Source organism: Aeromonas bivalvium, from assembly GCF_046078285.1.
In the GTDB taxonomy this organism is placed as follows: domain Bacteria; phylum Pseudomonadota; class Gammaproteobacteria; order Enterobacterales; family Aeromonadaceae; genus Aeromonas; species Aeromonas bivalvium.
This window is the reverse complement of the sequence record NZ_JBGXBV010000001.1, coordinates 198,830-217,524: the sequence shown is the minus strand read 5'-3', so window position 1 is coordinate 217,524 and position 18,695 is coordinate 198,830. Positions and strand designations below refer to the sequence as shown.

General features: G+C 64.2%; 15 protein-coding genes and 1 other annotated feature. Of the genes, 11 read left to right on the top strand and 4 right to left on the bottom strand.

Annotated features, from left to right (window positions below; all coding sequences use genetic code 11):
* Positions 1-23 precede the first annotated feature (23 nt).
* Positions 24-1,976, bottom strand: coding sequence for an ATP-dependent DNA helicase (locus ACEUCR_RS00880; protein WP_408787540.1), 1,953 nt, complete (start codon positions 1,974-1,976; stop codon positions 24-26).
* Between the two features lie 67 nt (positions 1,977-2,043).
* Positions 2,044-2,289: a hypothetical protein gene (locus tag ACEUCR_RS00875; protein ID WP_111872669.1), complete on the bottom strand. Its 246-nt coding sequence runs from the start codon at positions 2,287-2,289 to the stop codon at positions 2,044-2,046.
* 188 nt (positions 2,290-2,477) lie between these two features.
* Positions 2,478-2,606, top strand: a sequence feature (His leader region).
* A gap of 25 nt (positions 2,607-2,631) precedes the next feature.
* Here ACEUCR_RS00875 and hisG point away from each other — a divergent pair.
* From hisG to hisIE, 11 genes are all read left to right on the top strand, one after another.
* Entirely contained in the window at positions 2,632-3,528 is an 897-nt protein-coding gene (hisG, locus tag ACEUCR_RS00870; protein ID WP_041997120.1) for an ATP phosphoribosyltransferase, read from the top strand.
* A 12-nt stretch (positions 3,529-3,540) separates the two neighbouring features.
* On the top strand, positions 3,541-4,866 hold the full coding sequence (gene hisD / locus ACEUCR_RS00865) for a histidinol dehydrogenase (RefSeq protein WP_408787538.1): 1,326 nt from the start codon (positions 3,541-3,543) through the stop codon (positions 4,864-4,866).
* Positions 4,863-5,933, top strand: coding sequence for a histidinol-phosphate transaminase (hisC, locus tag ACEUCR_RS00860; protein WP_408787536.1), 1,071 nt, complete (start codon positions 4,863-4,865; stop codon positions 5,931-5,933). The genes hisD and hisC overlap by 4 nt, the downstream gene beginning before the upstream one ends.
* Positions 5,934-5,944: 11 nt before the next feature.
* Entirely contained in the window at positions 5,945-7,054 is a 1,110-nt protein-coding gene (hisB, locus tag ACEUCR_RS00855; RefSeq protein ID WP_041997109.1) for a bifunctional histidinol-phosphatase/imidazoleglycerol-phosphate dehydratase HisB, read from the top strand.
* Between the two features lie 85 nt (positions 7,055-7,139).
* Positions 7,140-7,754, top strand: a complete 615-nt coding sequence (hisH, locus tag ACEUCR_RS00850; RefSeq protein WP_041997106.1) for an imidazole glycerol phosphate synthase subunit HisH — start codon at positions 7,140-7,142, stop codon at positions 7,752-7,754.
* A gap of 5 nt (positions 7,755-7,759) precedes the next feature.
* Entirely contained in the window at positions 7,760-8,506 is a 747-nt protein-coding gene (gene hisA / locus ACEUCR_RS00845) for a 1-(5-phosphoribosyl)-5-[(5-phosphoribosylamino)methylideneamino]imidazole-4-carboxamide isomerase (RefSeq protein WP_408787534.1), read from the top strand.
* 140 nt (positions 8,507-8,646) lie between these two features.
* Complete coding sequence (locus ACEUCR_RS00840) at positions 8,647-9,756, top strand: response regulator (protein WP_408787532.1); 1,110 nt, start codon at positions 8,647-8,649, stop codon at positions 9,754-9,756.
* The gene (locus ACEUCR_RS00835) at positions 9,749-11,917 is read left to right on the top strand and encodes a PAS domain-containing protein (RefSeq protein WP_408787530.1); all 2,169 of its coding nucleotides are present in this window, start codon (positions 9,749-9,751) and stop codon (positions 11,915-11,917) included. The genes ACEUCR_RS00840 and ACEUCR_RS00835 overlap by 8 nt, the downstream gene beginning before the upstream one ends.
* Positions 11,917-15,873 carry a PAS domain S-box protein gene (locus tag ACEUCR_RS00830; RefSeq protein ID WP_408787529.1) on the top strand — a complete coding sequence of 1,319 codons (3,957 nt, stop codon included), beginning with the start codon at positions 11,917-11,919 and terminating at the stop codon, positions 15,871-15,873. Before ACEUCR_RS00835 ends, ACEUCR_RS00830 begins: the two co-directional genes overlap by 1 nt.
* A gap of 176 nt (positions 15,874-16,049) precedes the next feature.
* A complete protein-coding gene (hisF, locus tag ACEUCR_RS00825; protein ID WP_408787527.1) occupies positions 16,050-16,823 on the top strand; it encodes an imidazole glycerol phosphate synthase subunit HisF in 774 nt (257 codons plus the stop codon).
* Positions 16,816-17,451 (top strand): bifunctional phosphoribosyl-AMP cyclohydrolase/phosphoribosyl-ATP diphosphatase HisIE, encoded by a 636-nt coding sequence (gene hisIE / locus ACEUCR_RS00820; RefSeq protein WP_408787525.1) that lies wholly within the window; start codon positions 16,816-16,818, stop codon positions 17,449-17,451. Before hisF ends, hisIE begins: the two co-directional genes overlap by 8 nt.
* A gap of 73 nt (positions 17,452-17,524) precedes the next feature.
* On the opposite strand, the gene ACEUCR_RS00815 is transcribed toward hisIE, so the two are convergent.
* Together ACEUCR_RS00815 and ACEUCR_RS00810 are read right to left on the bottom strand one after the other, a co-directional pair.
* A complete protein-coding gene (locus ACEUCR_RS00815) occupies positions 17,525-17,845 on the bottom strand; it encodes a hypothetical protein (protein WP_111872658.1) in 321 nt (106 codons plus the stop codon).
* A gap of 66 nt (positions 17,846-17,911) precedes the next feature.
* Entirely contained in the window at positions 17,912-18,586 is a 675-nt protein-coding gene (locus ACEUCR_RS00810; protein WP_408788995.1) for a helix-turn-helix transcriptional regulator, read from the bottom strand.
* Positions 18,587-18,695 lie beyond the last annotated feature (109 nt).

Sequence of the window (18,695 nt, the reverse complement as noted above, 5' to 3'; positions counted from 1 at the left end):
TCTCGACTCTTCTCTAAAAGGCATCATTGAAACAGATCGGACTTGGCCGGATCGGGACTCGCCGCATCGGCCAGTCCGCTAAAGAAATCCCCCAGCCCCGTCAAGTCCCGGGTGCGGGGGATGGCAGGCAGACTCTTGATAAAGGTGGCGCCATAGGGCTTGTTGACCATGCGCGGATCACAGATGACCAGGACGCCATGATCACGGCGATCACGTATCAGCCGCCCCACCCCCTGTTTGAGAGCAATCACCGCCTTGGGCAGCTGGATCTCGGCGAAGGGATCCCCCCCCTTCAACTTGCAGTCATCGACCCGCGCCTTCAGTAGCGGGTCGTCGGGGCTCGCAAACGGCAGCTTGTCGATGATAACACAGGACAATGCCGCCCCTCGCACGTCTATCCCCTCCCAGAAGCTGCTGGTGGCCACCAGCACGGCACGGCCGTTTTCCACGAAGGTCGAGAGCAGGCGCTGCTTGTTGTCCTCCCCCTGCAGCAAGACGGTACGGCCAATTTCCCGGCGCAGCACCTCGGCCACCTGACGCATCACCTGGTGGCTGGTGCAGAGGAAAAAACAGCCCCCCGGCGTCTTGTTGATGAGGGGGATCAGGCGAAGGGCCAACTGCTCGCCCCGGCCGAAGGCATTGGGCTCGGGCAGCTGGCGCGGCACGCACAGGCGCGCCTGTTCGCCATAGTCGAACGGACTGTCGAGGATAAGCTCGCGGCTCCCCGCCAGTCCCAGCTCGCTCTTGACGTGATCAAAGCCCATGTCCACCGTCAGAGTCGCGGACGTGAAGATCCAGGCCACGTCGGGGCGCTGCACCTCGGCGCCGAACCGATCGGCCACCGACAGCGGGGTGAGATTGAGGGAAAAGTGGAGCCGGCTGCACTCGTACCAGTAGGAGAAACCGGTCTGGTTGATGGCCAGCACCTCACCAAGCCGGGTACGCAGTTCGCACAACCGCTCGAAGCAGTGATCCAGCTGCTCGCCCCGGCCCAGAGCCAGTTTCAGCACCTCATAGCAAAGCCCGATGGCATCATTGAGGCGGGCCAGCGCCTGGCCCCAGAGTGGCTGGCGCAACATGTCGCGGGTGTTGCCCCGCCCGCCATCCACACCAAAAGCCAGGCGCAGATCCTGGCTGGCAATGGCAAGCCTGTCCGCCGCCTTGCCAAGCTGTCCCATGTCATGGGCCTCTGCCCGATAGGCGAGCTGGATGTCCCGAGCCAGATCCTGCAAGGCGCGGCTGCCCACCGACTTGCCGAAATAGTGGCTGGCTATCTCCCCCAACTGGTGGGCCTCATCGAACACATAGACCTGGGCCTCTGGCACCAACTCGCCAAACCCCGTGTCTTTCACCGCCATATCGGCGAAGAAGAGGTGATGATTGATCACCACCACCTGGGCCTCCATGGCGCGGCGCCGGGCCACCACCAGGTGGCAGTCGTCATAGTAGGGGCAGTCGCGCCCCAGACAGTTCTCATTGGTGCTGGTGATCTGGGGGATGATCTCGGCGTTCTCCTGCAGCCCCGGGATGTCCCCCACATCCCCGGTCTGGGTCGCGGTGGACCAGGATTTCACCTTGACCAGATCGCTGAGGATCTCGGGCTTTTGCAGGTGGGATTCGCTCAAGAGGCGGTTCATCCGCTCGATGCACAGATAGTTGCTGCGCCCCTTGAGCAGGGCCACCGGCGGCGTGTAAGAAAGTGCCGCCGTGATGGTGGGAAGATCCCGGTAGAAGAGCTGCTCCTGCAGGTTCTTGGAGCCAGTGCTTATCACCACCCGCTTGCCGGACTCCAGCGCCGGCACCAGATAGGCGTAGGTCTTGCCGGTGCCCGTCCCCGCCTCCACCAGCAGGCGACCATGCCCCGCTATGGTATCCGCGACCGCCTCGGCCATCGCCAGCTGGGGCGCGCGGGCCTTGAAGCCCTCGATGTGGCTGGCCAGAGGGCCATCTGGCTTGAACAGGGTCTGGATGGTCAAAAGGAGCGTCCCGCGTAAAAGCCGCCATTATGCCAAAAGTGCGGCGAAAGCGGGACTGATAATGTGCTCAGACGAAGAGATCGATCTGATGGTCCGGGTCCGGCTTGTGATCATCTTCCTGCGCCCTTGGCTGATCATCCTTGGCCGAAGGGTGCCCCTGCTGGTGTTGCTGGCCAGCACCGCCAGTGTCGGTGCCAATCTTGCGCAGTTGATGTTTCTGGCTGATCTGGGTCACCTCCCGCTTGATGTCGTCCGGACTCGGCGTCGCCGGTGCACGGGGCAGGATGGGAAATAGCAGGTCCTGACTGGGCATGATGTCGCCTCCTTTTGGCATCTCACTGTCTAGTTATCGACCAGAAAACCGTTTTCTCCACTTTAATCGCCCGGATCACATTTTTCGGTTGCATTTTCTGTCAAGGCAGGTAGTTTAAATCAGGCGTCAACTACGACATCTTATTTGTAAAGGATTGATTACATGAAGTTCACCACCCTGAAGACTCATCACCACCATCATCATCCCGAATAGTCTTTCAGGAGGTTGACTGCTGGAAGACACTTAACTGGTGACTTCCAAAAGGACCGCAAGATTCATGAACCCTCGGAAGCACACACTTCCGAGGGTTTTTTCGTTTTTGACTAGAAGGAAATCGAGCAAATGGAAACACAACGCCTGCGTATCGCCATGCAAAAGTCCGGTCGTCTGAGCCAGGACTCCCAAGCCCTGTTCAAGAGCTGCGGCCTCAAGATCAACCTGCGCGAACAGCGCCTCATCGCCCACGTCGAGAACATGCCCATCGATATCCTGCGAGTACGGGATGACGACATCCCGGGACTGGTGATGGAAGGGGTGGTCGACCTTGGCATCATAGGCGAGAACGTGCTGGAAGAGGTGCAGCTCATTCGCCAGCCCCAGGGCTTACCCTTCGAAGTCAAAACCTTGAAACAGCTCGATTTCGGCGGTTGCCGCCTCTCCCTGGCGGTGCCGGAAGACGTGGTGTACACCGGCCCGCAGAGCCTGGCCGGCAAGCGCATCGCCACCTCCTACCCCGGGCTGCTCAAGCGCTTCTTCGACGAGCAGGGACTTGGCTTCAAGAGCGTGATGCTGGGGGGCTCCGTGGAAGTGGCCCCCCGTGCGGGCCTGGCCGATGCCATCTGCGATCTGGTCTCCACCGGCGCCACCCTTGAGGCCAACGGCCTGAAAGAGGTGGAGGTGATCTACCGCTCCAAGGCGGTGCTGGTGCAGGCCCCCAACCCCCTGAGCGACGCCAAGCAGAAGCTGATCGACAAGCTGCTGCCCCGCATCCAGGGGATGCAGCAGGCCCGCGAGAGCAAGTACATCATGCTGCACGCTCCGAAAGAGAAGCTCAATGCCATCACGGACCTGCTGCCCGGCGCCGAGCGCCCCACCATCATGCAACTGGCCGGTGACACCAATCAGGTCGCCCTGCACGTGGTTTCCAGTGAAACCCTGTTCTGGGAGACCATGGAGCAGCTCAAGGCCCTCGGCGCCAGCTCCATCCTGGTGCTGCCCATCGAAAAGATGATGGAATAAGGAAGGGATATCATGCAGACCCTGATCTGGAATCAGCTCTCCCCCGCCCGGCAGGCCGAAGCCCTGACCCGGCCCGCCCTGGACAACGAGGCCGATGTCGGCAGCGTGGTGCAGGAGATCATCAAGGCGGTGCGCAGCCGGGGCGACGAGGCCTTGCGGGAATTGAGTCAGCGCTTCGAGCGTGCTCCCCGCGAGCAGCTTCGCGTCGGCGAGGACGAAATCGAAGCCGCCTGCGCCCGTCTGGATGACGACATCAAGGGCGCCATCGAGGCGGCGATTGCCAATATCCGCACCTTCCACGCCGCCCAGGCTCAGGCGCCACTGCGCATCGAGACCCAGCCCGGCGTGGTGTGCGAGCTGCGCACCCAGCCCATCAACCGGGTCGGCCTCTATGTGCCGGGGGGCAGCGCGCCCCTCCCCTCCACCGTGATGATGCTGGCCATTCCGGCAGGCCTGGCCGGCTGCCGCGAGGTGGTGCTCTGCACCCCGTCGCCGGCCAGCGACGAGATCCTGTTCGCCGCCCGCGCCTGCGGCGTCGAGAAGGTGTTCGCCATCGGCGGCGCCCAGGCCATCGCCGCCATGGCCTATGGCACCCAGACGATCCCCAAGGTGGACAAGATCTTCGGCCCGGGCAACAGCTATGTGACCGAGGCCAAGGGTCAGGTCTCCCGGGACTGGCGCGGCGCCGCCATCGACATGCCGGCCGGCCCCTCCGAGGTGCTGGTGATTGCCGACGAGAGCGCGAACCCCGCCTTCGTCGCCTCGGATCTGCTCTCCCAGGCCGAGCACGGCCCAGACAGCCAGGTGGTGCTGGTCACCACCAGCGGCGCCCTGGCCGAGGCGGTCAAGGGGGAGCTGGCCAGCCAGCTGGCCCTGCTCAGCCGCCGCGATATCGCAACCCAGGCCCTGGCCGCCAGTCTGACCATACTGTGTGACAATCTGGAGGAGGCCTGCGCCATCTCCAACGCCTATGCGCCGGAGCACCTCATAGTGCAGACCCGGGCGCCGCGGCAGCTGCTGGACAAGCTCGAGAATGCCGGCTCCATCTTCCTGGGGGCATGGACACCCGAGTCGGTCGGCGATTACGCCAGCGGCACCAACCACACCTTGCCCACCTACGGCTATGCCCGCACCTGCTCGAGCCTGGGGCTCGCCGATTACCAGCGCCGCTACACGGTGCAGGAGCTCAGTGCAGACGGCATTCGTGGCCTTGGCCCCATCGTCCAGCGCATCGCCCAGGCGGAAGGGCTCGATGCCCACAAGCATGCCGTCACCCTCAGGTTGAACGCCCTGGCCGCCGAGCCCCAACAAACAGCACAGCAGAAGGATTTGTCATGAGCATTGCCAAGCTGGCTCGCCGCGTGGTGCGGGCCCTCACCCCCTATCAATCCGCTCGTCGCATCGGCGGCCAGGGTCACGTCTGGCTCAACGCCAACGAGGCGCCGCTGGCCTACCCCTTCACCGTCGAGGGGAGCAAACTCAATCGCTATCCCGAGTGCCAGCCGGCCGAGGTGATCGATGGCTACGCCGCCTACGCCGGGGTCAACCCGAGCCAGGTGCTGGTGAGCCGCGGCGCCGACGAGGCCATCGAGCTCTTGATCCGCACCTTCTGCGAGGCGGGCCAGGATCAGATCCTCATCTGCCCGCCCACCTACGGCATGTACGCCATCAGCGCCGAGACCTGTGGCGTGGGCATAGTGGAACAACCGCTCACCGCCAGCCGCCAGCCGGACTGGCCCGCCATCACAGATCGCCTGTCAGACGTGAAGCTGGTGTTTCTCTGCTCCCCCAACAACCCCACCGGGGATCTGGTGGGACACGAGGGGCTGACAGCCCTGCTGGAGGCGGCCCGGGATCGCGCCATCATAGTGGTGGACGAGGCCTACATAGAGTTCTGCCCCGAGGCGAGCGTGGTGGATCTGATCGCCCAATACCCCAATTTGGTGGTGACCCGCACCCTCTCCAAGGCCTTTGCCCTGGCGGGGATCCGCTGCGGTTTCACCCTGGCGAATGCCGAGGTCATCGCCATGCTGGCCAAGGTGATCGCCCCCTACCCCATTCCCGAGCCCATCGCCCAGATAGCGGCCCAGGCCCTCTCCCCCATGGGGCTTGAGCTGATGGAGGAGCGGGTGCTGGAGCTCAACCGGCAGAAGGCGCGCTTCAAGGCAGAACTGGCTACTCTCCCGTGCGTGCAGGAGGTGTTCGAGGACAAGGGCAACTTCGTGCTGGTGCGCTTCACCGATGGCGCCGCCGTCTTTGCCGCCATGAAGGCCGCCGGCATCATCTTGCGGGATTTTTCCAGCAAGCCGGGCCTTGAGCACTGCATTCGCGTCACCGTCGGCTATCAGAACGAGATGGATGCCGTGCTGGCCGTGCTCCGTGATCAGCCCCAAGCCAGCGTATAAGGATGTAACAGATGAAGACCCCGTTTTTGTTTATCGACCGTGACGGCACCCTGATTGAAGAGCCGGTCACCGACAAGCAGGTGGACAGCCTCGCCAAGCTGCGTTTCGAGCCCATGGTGATCCCGGTGCTGCGCGAGCTCCAGGCCGCCGGTTACGTGCTGGTGATGGTGACCAACCAGGATGGCCTGGGTACCGCCAGCCTGCCCCTGGAAAACTTCCAGCCACCCCAGGATCTGATGATGCACCTCTTCGAATCCCAGGGCGTCACCTGGGAGCAGGTGCTGATCTGCCCCCACTTTCCCACCGACGGCTGCAGCTGCCGCAAGCCCCACCTTGGCCTGGTGAAGGAGTACCTGGCTTCCGGTCGCATCGACTTTGCCAACTCTTTTGTCATTGGCGACAGACAGACCGACATCCAGCTTGCCGAGAACATGGGCATTCGCGGCATCCGCTATGACCAAAAAGATCACGGTTGGCTCGCCATCCGTGATCAGCTGCTCGCCAGGGGACGCACCGCCTCGGTGGAGCGCGACACCAAGGAGACCCGCATCCAGGTGACGGTGGATCTCGACAAGAGCGGCGGCAACCAGATTGCCACCGGCATCGGCTTCTTCGATCACATGCTGGATCAGATAGCGACCCACGCGGGCTTTAGCCTCAAGCTGAAGGTCAGCGGCGATCTGCACATCGACGATCACCACACGGTGGAAGACGTCGGGCTGGCTCTCGGTCAGGCCCTGCGTCAGGCCCTTGGCAACAAGCGCGGCATCGGCCGCTTCGGCTTCGTGCTGGCGATGGACGAGGTGCAGGCGGTGATCGATGCACGCCCGTTGACCGAACAGGAGGTGAGCACAGCGCTCGATTTGAGCGGTCGCCCCTACTTCGTGTTCGACTGCCCGAGCGGCTTTGGCCGCGACAACGTGGGGGAGATGGCCACCGAGATGGTGCCCCACTTCTTCCGATCCCTGTCGGACGCCATGGCCATCACCCTGCAGATGAAGGTGGGCAGCGGCAACACCCACCACCAGGTGGAGGCCCTGTTCAAGGGCTTTGGCCGCGCCCTGCGCCAGGCCATCCGGGTGGAAGGGAGCGAGCTTCCCTCCAGCAAGGGGGTTCTGTGATGGATGTGAGCAAGCAGAAGCTGGTCATCATCGACACCGCATTGATGGTGCGAATCTCGCCAATCGATATGAGTAAGGGCAGACGATGAACAATCAAAAACTTGTCATCATCGATACCGGCTGCGCGAACCTGGCCTCGGTGCGCATGGCGTTCGAGCGCCTCGGCGTCGCGCCGCAGGTATCCCGCAAGGCCGCCGATATCGAGCAGGCGGACAAGCTGATCCTGCCCGGCGTCGGCACCGCCGTCGCCGCCATGAAGAATCTCAATGAGCGGGAGCTGGTCCCCCTGATACGCGCCGCCAAGCAGCCATTGCTCGGCTTTTGCCTCGGCATGCAGATGCTGGCAGAGGCCTCGGAAGAGACCATGAGCGCCGATGGCCGGCTCATCGACTGCCTCGGCATAGTGCCAGGCAGGATCCGCCTGATGGAGGTGGGCGACCTGCGTCTGCCCCACATGGGCTGGAACCAGATCGAACACGACGAGACCCACCCCCTGCTCAAAGGCATCCCCAGTGGCAGCTACTTCTACTTCGTCCACTCCTACGCCCTGGAGGTGACCGAGGCGACGATCGCCAGCTGCGACTATGGCCAGCCCTTTACCGCCATCGTCGGTCGGGACAATTTCTTTGGCGCCCAATTCCACCCGGAGCGATCCGGCGCGGCCGGTGCCCGTTTACTGCAAAACTTTCTGGAGCTGTAACAAGGATGATCATTCCCGCAATCGACCTCATCAATGGTCAGGTAGTCCGACTCTATCAGGGCGACTACGGTCAGAAGACCGCCTACAGCGACAACCCGCAGGCCCGCTTCGACGACTATGTCAGCCAGGGCGCGGCGCAGCTGCACCTGGTGGATCTGGACGGCGCCAAAGAGACACAAGCCCGCCAGCTGACCCTCATTGCCCAGCTGCTGTCGGCCACGGAGGCGCCGGTACAGGTGGGCGGCGGCGTGCGCACCGAGCAGGACGTGGCAGATCTGCTGGCCGCCGGTGCCAGCCGGGTGGTGATCGGCTCCACCGCCGTCAAGTCCCCGGAACTGGTGGCCGGCTGGATGGAGAAATACGGCCCCGAGCGCATCGTGCTGGCGCTGGATGTCAACATCGATGCACAGGGCAATCGCCACATCGCGGTGGCGGGCTGGCAGGAGAACAGCGGCGTGAGCCTTGAGGCGCTGATCGAACGCTTCCTCCCCGTCGGACTCAAACACGTGCTCTGCACCGACATCAGCCGGGACGGGACGCTCGCTGGCAGCAATGTCGCGCTCTACCGGGATCTCTGCGCCCGCTACCCGAGCGTGGGTTTTCAGGCCTCCGGCGGTATCGGCGGCATTGAGGACATAGAGGCGCTCAAGGGATCCGGGGTCAAGGGGATCATCCTCGGCCGCGCCCTGCTGGAAGGCAAGTTCTCGGTCGCCGACGCCATCGCCTGCTGGGGCGACAATGGCGCCGACTGATGGCGTGACCATCCGCTGAACTCAGGGGTGTCTGAGGGGCCATCCGGCCCCTCCTTTCCCGAGCGCCAGGGCACCCCCTTATAATCTGGAAGCGATTGACTCTATACTCGGACTCATCGAGGTAATGTCACGGAAGGCTTATGTTCACATCTCATTGCGCCACCATTCTGATTGTCGATGACGCCCCCGAGAACCTGATGGTGCTGACCGAGCTGCTCTCACCCAGCTATCGGGTACTCGCCGCCCAGAGCGGGGAAAAATGCCTGCGCATTGCCGGCGGCGATGCGAGACCGGATCTCATCCTGCTGGATGTGATGATGCCCGGCATGGACGGCTATGAGGTGCTCAAACAGCTTCGCACCAACCCCGACACCCACCGCATCCCTGTGGTGCTGCTCACCGCCCTCGCCGATCCCCAGAGCGAGGAGTACGGCCTCTCCCAGGGGGCGGCCGACTACATCACCAAGCCCATCAAGCCCGCCATCGTCCAGGCCCGGGTGCGCACCCAGCTGGAAGCCAAACTGGCCCGGGATGGCTTGCACAGTCAGAATGCGGCCCTGGAGGCCGAGGTGGCGCGCCGGATGGCGGAAAACGATCTGATCCAGCAGGTCTCCATCCGGGCGCTGGCCCATCTGGCAGAGATCCGCGACCCCGAGACAGGCAATCACATATTGCGCACCCAGGCCTATGTCCGGCTGCTGGCGAGCGCTCTCGCCGATCACCCCCGCTTTGCCCAGACCCTGACCCCGGGTTACATCGATCTGCTGAGCCGCTCCGCCCCCCTGCACGACATCGGCAAGGTGGGCATTCCCGATCATATCCTGCTCAAGCCCGGCAAGCTGACCCCAGAGGAGTGGCAGATCATGCGCACCCACGCCAAGCTGGGCAGCGACGCCATCGAGGAGGCCGAGCAGGACATAGAGCAGCCCCTGGCCTTCCTCACCCTGGCCAAGGAGATAGCCCACTGGCACCACGAGAAGTGGGACGGCAGTGGCTACCCGGATGGGCTGCGGGGCGATGCCATTCCTCTCTCGGCCAGGTTGATGGCGCTGGCGGATGTGTTTGACGCCCTCATCAGCGCCCGGATCTACAAACCCGCCATGCCCTATCAGGAGGCCCGCGCCCTGATCCTCTCCGGTAGCGGCCAGCATTTTGACCCCGACGTGGTGGCGGCCTTCGATGAGCATTTCGAGCAGTTCGTCCTCATCGCCGAGCGTTACCGGGATGGCGCCGAGGCCAGCCATGGCTGAGCAGCCTCCCCTGACCCGGGCCCATGTGCTCAACGTCGTGCTCACCTATGGCGCCGTGGCCAGCCTGTGGATCCTGCTCTCCGACAAGGCGGTGGAGTGGCTGTTCAGCACCCCTGCTCAGTTCGCCCTGGCCAGCACCATCAAGGGCTGGCTGTTTATCCTCATCACAGCACTCATGCTCTATGCCATGCTGCGCCGGCGCATCAATCAGACGTCGGCCAGCCCCCGGCTCTCCGGGCGTCAGTGGCTGCCCATCCTGCTGCTAAATGGCCTCATTTTGGCCCTGACGGCCATGGCTATGGCCCAGAACATCGGCCTGACCCGGGACAAGGAGGTGGCCCGGCTCGAGACCATCGCCGATCTCAAGAGCAGGCGCATCGCAGAGTGGCTGGGCAACCGGGAGCAGGATCTGCGCCAGATCGTCGGCAACTCCCGCGACGGGGCCTTCTCTCCCCCCGGGCCTCAGGCCAGGCCATCCGAGGAACAGACCCGGCGGCTTTCGCAACTGGCCGAGTTCATCTCGGTGCGAGGGTTTGATGGCGCAGCCCTCTTGGATCCGGTCGGTCACCCCCTGTGGCAGACCCCAGGAGCTGGCGCCATGAATGCCACATTGCGCGGCGCGCTGACCCGGGTGGAAACGGGCAAGGTGCTCAGGGTCGGCCCTTATCTGGATGAACTGGGCCAACCCAGGCTCGACTTCCTGGCTCCCCTGGCAAACGGCCAGGATCAGCCCCCTGTCATGGTGTTGCAGATAAGTGGCAGCCACTGGATCAACCAGATCCTGACACCCTGGCCCATCCCGGACAGCAGTGGCGAGGCCACCCTGTTTCGCCAGCGCGCAGAGGAGGTGCAGTACCTGAGCGACCCGCGCTATCGTCCCGGCTCGGCCCTCACCCTGCACCTGCCGCTGACTCACAGCACCTTGCTGGCGGCCCAGTATCTGCGCCAGGAGGGCAAGTCGGGCGCCACGAGAAGGGCCAAGGTGCTCACTGGCCAGGACTATCGCGACATAGCCGCCTTTGGCGTCGTCTATCCGGTCGCGGGCACGGACTGGTTCCTGCTGGCCAAGATAGACAAGGCCGAGCTCAATCAGGCCAGCTTCAGGGAGAGCATCTGGATCGGCCTCATCGCCCTGCTGGTGCTTTTTGTCACCAACGCCGGCATCATCTTGCTGCGTCAGCACACCCGGTTGTTGATGGCCGAGCAGGTTCGCCACTCCCAGACCGAGCGGTTACAGGCGTTGCAACTGCTCTCCGCCATCGCCGACAGTTCGGAGGATGCCATCTTCGCCAAGGACAAGGAGGGCAGATACATTCTCTTCAACCGGGCCGCCAGCCAGTTCGTCGGCAAACCGGCCGCCGAGATGCTGGGCCAGGATGACATGGCCATCTTCCCCCCGGAGCAGGCACGCATGCTGATGGAAGCGGGCCGTCAGGTGATCGCCAGCAACAAGGTGCAGACCGAGGAGGAGTACCTGACCCTGCCCTGCGGCGATCGGGTGTTCCTCGCCACCAAGGGGCCGCTGCAAGACGAAGACGGCGACGTGATCGGCACCTTCGGCATCTCCCGCGACATCACGGACTTCAAACGGGCCGAGGCAGATCTGCGGGAGCGGGAGGGGCTGTTTCGCGCCCTGGTGGAGCAATCCCTCGCTGGCATCTACATCATCCAGCAGGGCCAGCTCTGCTATATCAACCCCTGCTTTGCCCACCTGTTTGGCTACGGCTCGCCCGGCGCCCTGCTGAAGGTTGGCCCCTTGCACGCCCTGGCAAGCCAGAAGGACAGCGAGCGGGTGGCCGAGCTGATTGTGCGCTGCGAGCTGGAGGGTGGCGACATCCATGTCCGCTTCAGCGCCCTGCATCACGACAACCAGAGCCTGGAAGTGGAGCTGTACGGGCGGCGAGTCGATTACCGTGGCCAACCCGCCGTGCTCGGCCTCTTGCTTGACGTCACCGAACGGGAGCAGGTCGAACAGGCCCTGACCCGCCAGGCCATGGCGCTGCGCCAGCAAAACGAGGAGCTGGAGCGCTTCAACAAGGTGATGGTAGACAGGGAGCTCGCCATGCTGACCCTCAAGCACCAGATCAATGGGTTGTCCCGCCAGCTCGGGCTGCCGCCGCCCTATCCCCAGGCCCCGGCACTGCCAGAGGAGATTTCCTGATGAGCGGGTCCCCACTGTGGCACGTCCGTCCCTCCACCCTGCGCTGGGGCGTCTGCCTGCTGGCGCTGCTGCTGCCGGTGTTGATGTTGCAGATCCGGGTCCAGCTGCCCATTGCCTTCGGCGAACGGCCGCTGCTGGTGCTCTTCATGTTGCCCATCATCATCTGCGCCCTGCTGGGAGGTCTCCTGCCCGGCCTGCTCTGTACTCTGGTCAGCGCCCTGGCTACCAGCTATTTCATGCTGCCCCCCGTCCATGAGCTGACCGTATCGCTTGGCCAGGATCTGGTGCAGTGGGGGATCCTGATTGCCAACGGCCTGCTCATCAGCCTCCTCAGCGCGGCCATGCACCACTCCCGGGCCAGGGAAACCCGGCGCGGGCAGGAGCTGATGAGCACCGAATCCCGTCTGCAGCAGAGCGAGAGCCGTTTCCAGGCCACCTTCGAGCAGGCGGCAGTCGGCATCGCCCTGGTATCCCCGGATGGAGCCTGGCTGCGGGTCAATCGGCGTTTGTGCGACATGCTGGGCTACCGCGCGGACGAGCTGATGGGCATGAGCTTCCAGCAGATCACCCACCCGGACGATCTCTTCATCGACCAACACTATGTGGCCCGGATGCTGGCTGGGGAGCTGCCCCACTACACCCTGGAGAAGCGCTACCTGCGCAAGGGGGGCGAGGTACTCTGGATCACCCTGACGGTGGCACTGGTGCGGGATCTCGAGGGGGAGCCCGACTACTTCATCTCCATCATCGAGGACAACCAGCAGCGCAAGGAGACCGAAGCGGCCCTGCGCCGCAACGAGGGGATCCTGCGGGAATCCCAGCGGCTGGCCAAGATAGGCAACTGGCGCTGGCGCATCACGGATGACCACCACTTCTGGTCACCTGAGATCTACCGTATCTATGGCCGGGATCCCGCCCTGCCCCCCGCCGTCTATCCCGAGGTGAGAAAATACTTCACCCAGGAGGGATGGCGCACCATTGCCCAATCCGTCGAGCGCTGCCTGCACGATGGGCTGCCCTATGAGTGCGATGCCGGCGTCATCAACGAGCAAGGGGAGCCGGTCTGGATCATTGCCCGCGGGGCCGCCCTGCGGGGCGACGACGGTGCCATCGTCGAGCTCTATGGCACTGTCCAGGACATCACGGAGCGCAAGCAGACCGAGCAGCAACTGCTGCACAATCAACAGGCGGCCCTCGATACCCAACGCCGCGCCCGCCTCGCGGCCCTGAACCTGATGGACGATGCCATCAGTGCCAGGGTGCGCGCCGAAACCATCAGCAGCGCCCTGCGCGAGAGCGAGCAGCGACTGCTGATGGCCCAGGAGGGCGCCCACGTCGGGATCTGGGAGTGGGACATGGTCAGTGGTAGCCTCTTCCTCTCGCCGGAATGCGCTCGCCTCTATGGCCGCAGCGCCGAGCAGATAGGAACGATAGAGGCCTGGCAGTCGTGCCTGCACCCGGACGACAGGCCACGCATCGACTTCGTGCTGGCCGATCTGTCGGCCAGCGACAAACCCTTCGAGATCGAGTTTCGCATCCTGCTGCCAGACGGCGCCGTGCGCTGGCTGGTCAGCAAGGGCAGCGTCTATCGGGACACCCGGCAGCAGCCGCTGCGCCTGCTCGGCATCCATCTGGACATCACAGCGCGCAAGCAGGCAGAACAGCAGCTGCGCCAGCTCTCCCTGGCCCTGGAGCAGAGCCCGGACGGCGTCTTCATCACGGATACCCGGGCGCGCATCGAATATGTCAACGCCGCCTTCCTCGCCGCCAGCGGCTATCAAGCGCAGGAGATCCTAGGTCAGACCCCGTCCCTGCTGCGCTCCGGCCTCACTCCCAGGGCCACCTACATCGCCCTGTGGGATGCCATCGATCGCGGACAGCGCTGGCACGGGGAGTTCACCAACCGGCGCAAGGATGGTTCCCACTATCAGGTGCTGGCGGCCATCTCCCCCATTCGCCAGGAGAACGGCGAGGTCACCCACTATGTGGCGGTGCAGGCCGACATCACAGAGAAGAAGCGACTCGGGGAAGAGCTGGATCAGTACCGTTACCACCTGGAGGAGATGGTCAACGAACGTACCCTGCAGCTGGCCCAGGCCCACCAGCGGGCCGAGAGCGCCAACCGCGCCAAGAGCGCCTTTCTGGCCAACATGAGCCACGAGATCCGTACCCCCATGAATGCCATCCTGGGGCTCACCTATCTGCTCAAGCGCGATACCCAGGACAACCCCCAGCGCGAGCGGCTGGAGAAGATAGACCACGCCGCTCAGCACCTGCTCACCATCATCAATGACATTCTGGATCTCTCCAAGATCGATGCGGGCAAGATGGCGCTGGAGCAGGGCGACTTCTCCCTCACCGCCATGCTGGACAATGTCAGCGCCCTGATGAGCGAACAGGCCCGCGCCAAGGGCCTCGCCATCCAGGTCGACATCGGCGATACCCCCACCTGGCTCAATGGCGACATCACCCGGCTGCGCCAGGCCCTGCTCAACTACGCGGTCAATGCCATCAAGTTCACCGAGCAGGGCGCGATCACCCTGCGGGTACGGGTGGCTCGTCCCCTAACCGAGGGATACCTGCTGCGCTTCGAGGTGGAAGATACCGGTATCGGCATCAGCCCGGCGCAGTGCGACAAGCTGTTCCAGGCCTTCGAGCAGGCCGACGTCTCCACCACCCGCAAATATGGCGGCACCGGCCTGGGTCTGGCGATCACCAGCCGACTTGCCGCCCTGATGGGGGGAGAGGTCGGCGTCAGCAGCACCCCGGGCCAGGGGAGCCGCTTCTGGTTCACCGCCGCGCTCGCACCGGGTCAGGGAGAAGCCAGGCAACCGGCTCCGCCGGAGCATCGCCTGGCGCAGACCCTCTTCCCCCACCCAGCCCGGGTCCTGCTGGTGGAAGACAACGCCATCAACCGGGAAGTGGTGCTGGAGCTCTTGTGCAACAGCGGCCTCGTCATCGAGACCGCCGTCAATGGCCAAGAGGCGCTCGACAGCGTCCGCCAGCACCCCTTCGACCTCATTCTGATGGACATACAGATGCCGGTGATGGATGGCTACAGCGCCACCCGCGCCATCCGGGCGCTGCCAGGCCGGGAACAGGTTCCCATCCTGGCGCTCACCGCCAGCGCCTTCGACGAGGACAGGCGTGCCTGCGAGGCCGCCGGCATGAATGATTTCATCGCCAAACCCGTCACTCCCACCAAGCTGTTTGAGGCGCTGCAACGCTGGCTGCCCCACGACGAGGTCACACAACCCGACGCTCAAGGCTGCATCGGCGACATGTCTGCCAGTCCCCTCGCTAACCTGCTGGGCCTCCCCGGGCTGGATCTGCAGCAGGGGTTGGCGGCGCTGCAAGGCAATCAGGACAAATACCTTGCCTTGCTGCGCGTCTTCGCCAGCGAGCACGGCCAGGACATGACCCTGCTTCGCCGCCACCTGCAAACGGGTGACAGGGCGAGCGCCGCCCGGCTGGTTCACACCCTGCGCGGCGTGGCCAGCACCCTTGGCATGGGGGCACTCGCGCAGCAGTGCCAGCAGCTGGAGCAAGGGATCGCCGCCGGTCACCCAGACGCCCCCTTGATGACGGCCATCACAGACGCGCTGAGCGCCCTGCATCGACGCCAGGGCGAGGCGGTGTCCACCCCGGTTTCTCCCTTATTGGAGCCCCACCGTCAACGGCAGTTGCTCCGGCAGATGGAAGCCCTGCTGGTGCAGAGCGATACCGCCGTGATCCCGCTGTTCGAGCAATATGCAGCGCCCCTTCGCCTCACCCTGGGGTCACGCAGCGAGACCCTGGCCAGACAGTTGCAGGCGTTCGATTTCGATGGCGCCCTGGCCACCCTTCGCCAATGGGTGGAAACAGATGAGCCCCAAAAGGACGCCATGGTACACCTCCCCGATGCAGGTTCGCGCCATCAGGGCCGGGCCAAGGGAGACAAAGGGTTGAATCACTGAATAAAGTCATGCATATAGTGTTGGTTCCCCCGGGAGACGGCCGTCCGATGAGCGCGCCGTTTCCCGCTCTGGATCCCGCAGTGAAAGCATGCCGACCGCGTTTTCGTTCGCCGCCTGATCCCGCGTCACCGGCAGAACGATGTTTCTTTAACCGTGCTTTACATGGAGCAATGAGCATGTTGTCAAAGCGTATTATCCCCTGTCTCGACGTCAAAGATGGCGTCGTGGTCAAGGGCGTGCAGTTTCGCAACCACGAGGTGATGGGCGGCATCGTCGATCTCGCCCGCCGCTACGCCGCCGAGGGCGCCGACGAGCTGGTGTTCTATGACATCACCGCCTCGAGCGACGAGCGGGTGGTGGACAAGAGCTGGGTCACCCGGGTGGCGGAGGTGATCGATATCCCCTTCTGCGTCGCCGGCGGCATCAAAAGCGTCGAGGATGCCCGCCAGATCCTGGAATTCGGGGCCGACAAGGTCTCCATCAACTCCCCGGCCCTGGCCGATCCCACCCTGATCACCCGCCTGGCCGAGCGCTTCGGCGTGCAGTGCGTGGTGGTGGGCATCGACTCCTACTTCGATGGGGCGAGCGGCGAGTATCAGGTCAAGCAGTTTACCGGCGACGAGAGCCGCACCCGCACCACCCCCTGGACCACTCTCGACTGGGTGCAGGAAGCCCAGCGGCGCGGCGCGGGGGAAATCGTGCTCAACGTGATGAACCAGGACGGCATGCGCCAGGGCTACGATCTCGAGCAGCTCAGGCTGGTGCGGGCCGTCTGCAAGGTGCCGCTGATTGCCTCCGGCGGCGCCGGGGCCATGGCACACTTTCGCGATGCCTTTACCCTGGCCGACGTGGACGGCGCCCTGGCGGCGTCCGTGTTCCACAAGGGCCTTATCCCCATTCCCGAATTGAAACGCTGGCTGAAAAACGAAGGAGTCGCCATCCGTGAATAATCAAGCAGTAGACAATGCCTTGCCCCTGGCCGAGCGCCTGGACTGGGCCAAGTGTGACGGCATGATCCCCGCCATCGTCCAGCATTCCCTAAGCGGCGAGGTGCTGATGCAGGGCTTCATGACCCGCGAGGCCCTGGAAAAGACCCAAACCAGCGGCCAGGTCACCTTCTTCAGCCGCAGCAAGCAGCGCCTGTGGACCAAGGGGGAGAGCTCGGGTCATGTGCTGAGGCTCGTCGCCATCACCACCGACTGCGATCAGGACTCCCTGCTGATCGCCGCCGACCCGGTCGGCCCCACCTGCCACCTGGGCAACCCCTCCTGCTTCGACGGTCACCCCCTGCCGCCGCTCGGTTTTCTCGCCGAGCTCGAGCAGATCCTGGCATCACGCAAGGGCGCGGATCCCACCACCAGCTACACCGCCAGCCTCTATGGCAAGGGCACCAAGCGCATCGCACAGAAGGTGGGTGAGGAGGGGGTGGAAGTGGCCCTGGCCGCCATGGCGAAAGACAGGGAGGAGCTCATCAACGAATCCGCCGATCTCCTCTACCACCTGACCGTCTTGCTGCAAAACGAAGGCCTGGGTTTGAAGGATGTGGTGCAGCGGCTTTATGAGCGCCACACCAAGTAATTGTTGAACTCACGTCAACAAAACGGGCCCAGAGGGCCCGTTTTGTTTCATGGCATCCGGTCCCGCGCCTCTGTCAGCCGATGCGGGTCCAGAAGCTCATGTTCACCGAGTTGCGGTCAAGCAGGGTCAGGTACTCCCCTGCCACCTCGTTGTGCAGCCACTGCTGGCAATAGGCTTCGACCAGCGACTGGCTGGAGGCCATCACCAGGTCGGCATAGAGGCCGTCGGCGCCGCGCAGCAGGCAGTGCATGATGAGCCCGGATTGCTGGACAAGAAACTCGGACTCGACCCGCCGTGACAGGGCGAGCAGACTCGCCTCCGTCACTCCTTCCCTGAGCCTGAAGGTGGCAAACTCGACGCCCCCTGCCCCTTGCATGTCCCCATTGATGATCATCTCGTGCTCTCCGTTGTGGATGGTCTGGAGAACCCAGCATAACGAAGGGCTACTGACAGCCTTGTGTCAGTGCCCGGCCCCTTTTTCCGGCTCCGCCTCGGCCCGTCGCTGCGCAAGATAGTGCGCCAGGGTCACACCGGGCGGCGCCTCTTCCTCGGGGCATGGCGCCAGGCTGTCGATGCGATCCACCCTGAAATCCCGATAGGCCAGGCGCAGCGCGCACCAGGCCCCCAGGGTCCAGCGCCCTCCCCAGTAAAAAAGCCCCAGAGGATAGAGGCGGCGCCGGGTCTGTCTGCCCGCGCCATCCTGATAGCCCATCTCGAGCCAGCACCCTGCCCTGATGGCCTCGTGCAACCTGTCCCAGCGGGCGTAGGCTGGATGGGCCCTGGGATAGTCGGGCACCCGCACCACGGGGGGCGGCTCGTCCCCGCCGCGAACCGGCAGGGCCGCCTCTATCTTGGCGAGCAGGGCGCGGGCCGGATCCGCCATCCCCTTGCCGGTCAGCACGGCCACCAGGTTCACCCCTGTGATGAGGGCCTCCAGCTCGGCAGCGTTCAGTTGCAGGGGCGCCAGCTCGAACCCCTGGCTCAGCCGATAGCCCAGTCCGGCCTCACCGTAAACCGGGATGCCCGCCAGGGAGAGATCGTCCATGTAGCGGTAGATGGTGCGCTCGGAGACACACAGACGCGTCGCCAGCTCGCGGGCGGTCAGGGGCTGGTGGGCTCGCAGCAGGTTGGTCAATTGAAACAGTCGATCCGATTTTCGCACTCTCCCCCTCCCAGGATGCCTGAACATGGCCCATGGTAAGCGGGACAGGGGTCGATGGCATAGATGACATCATCTTCTGCCC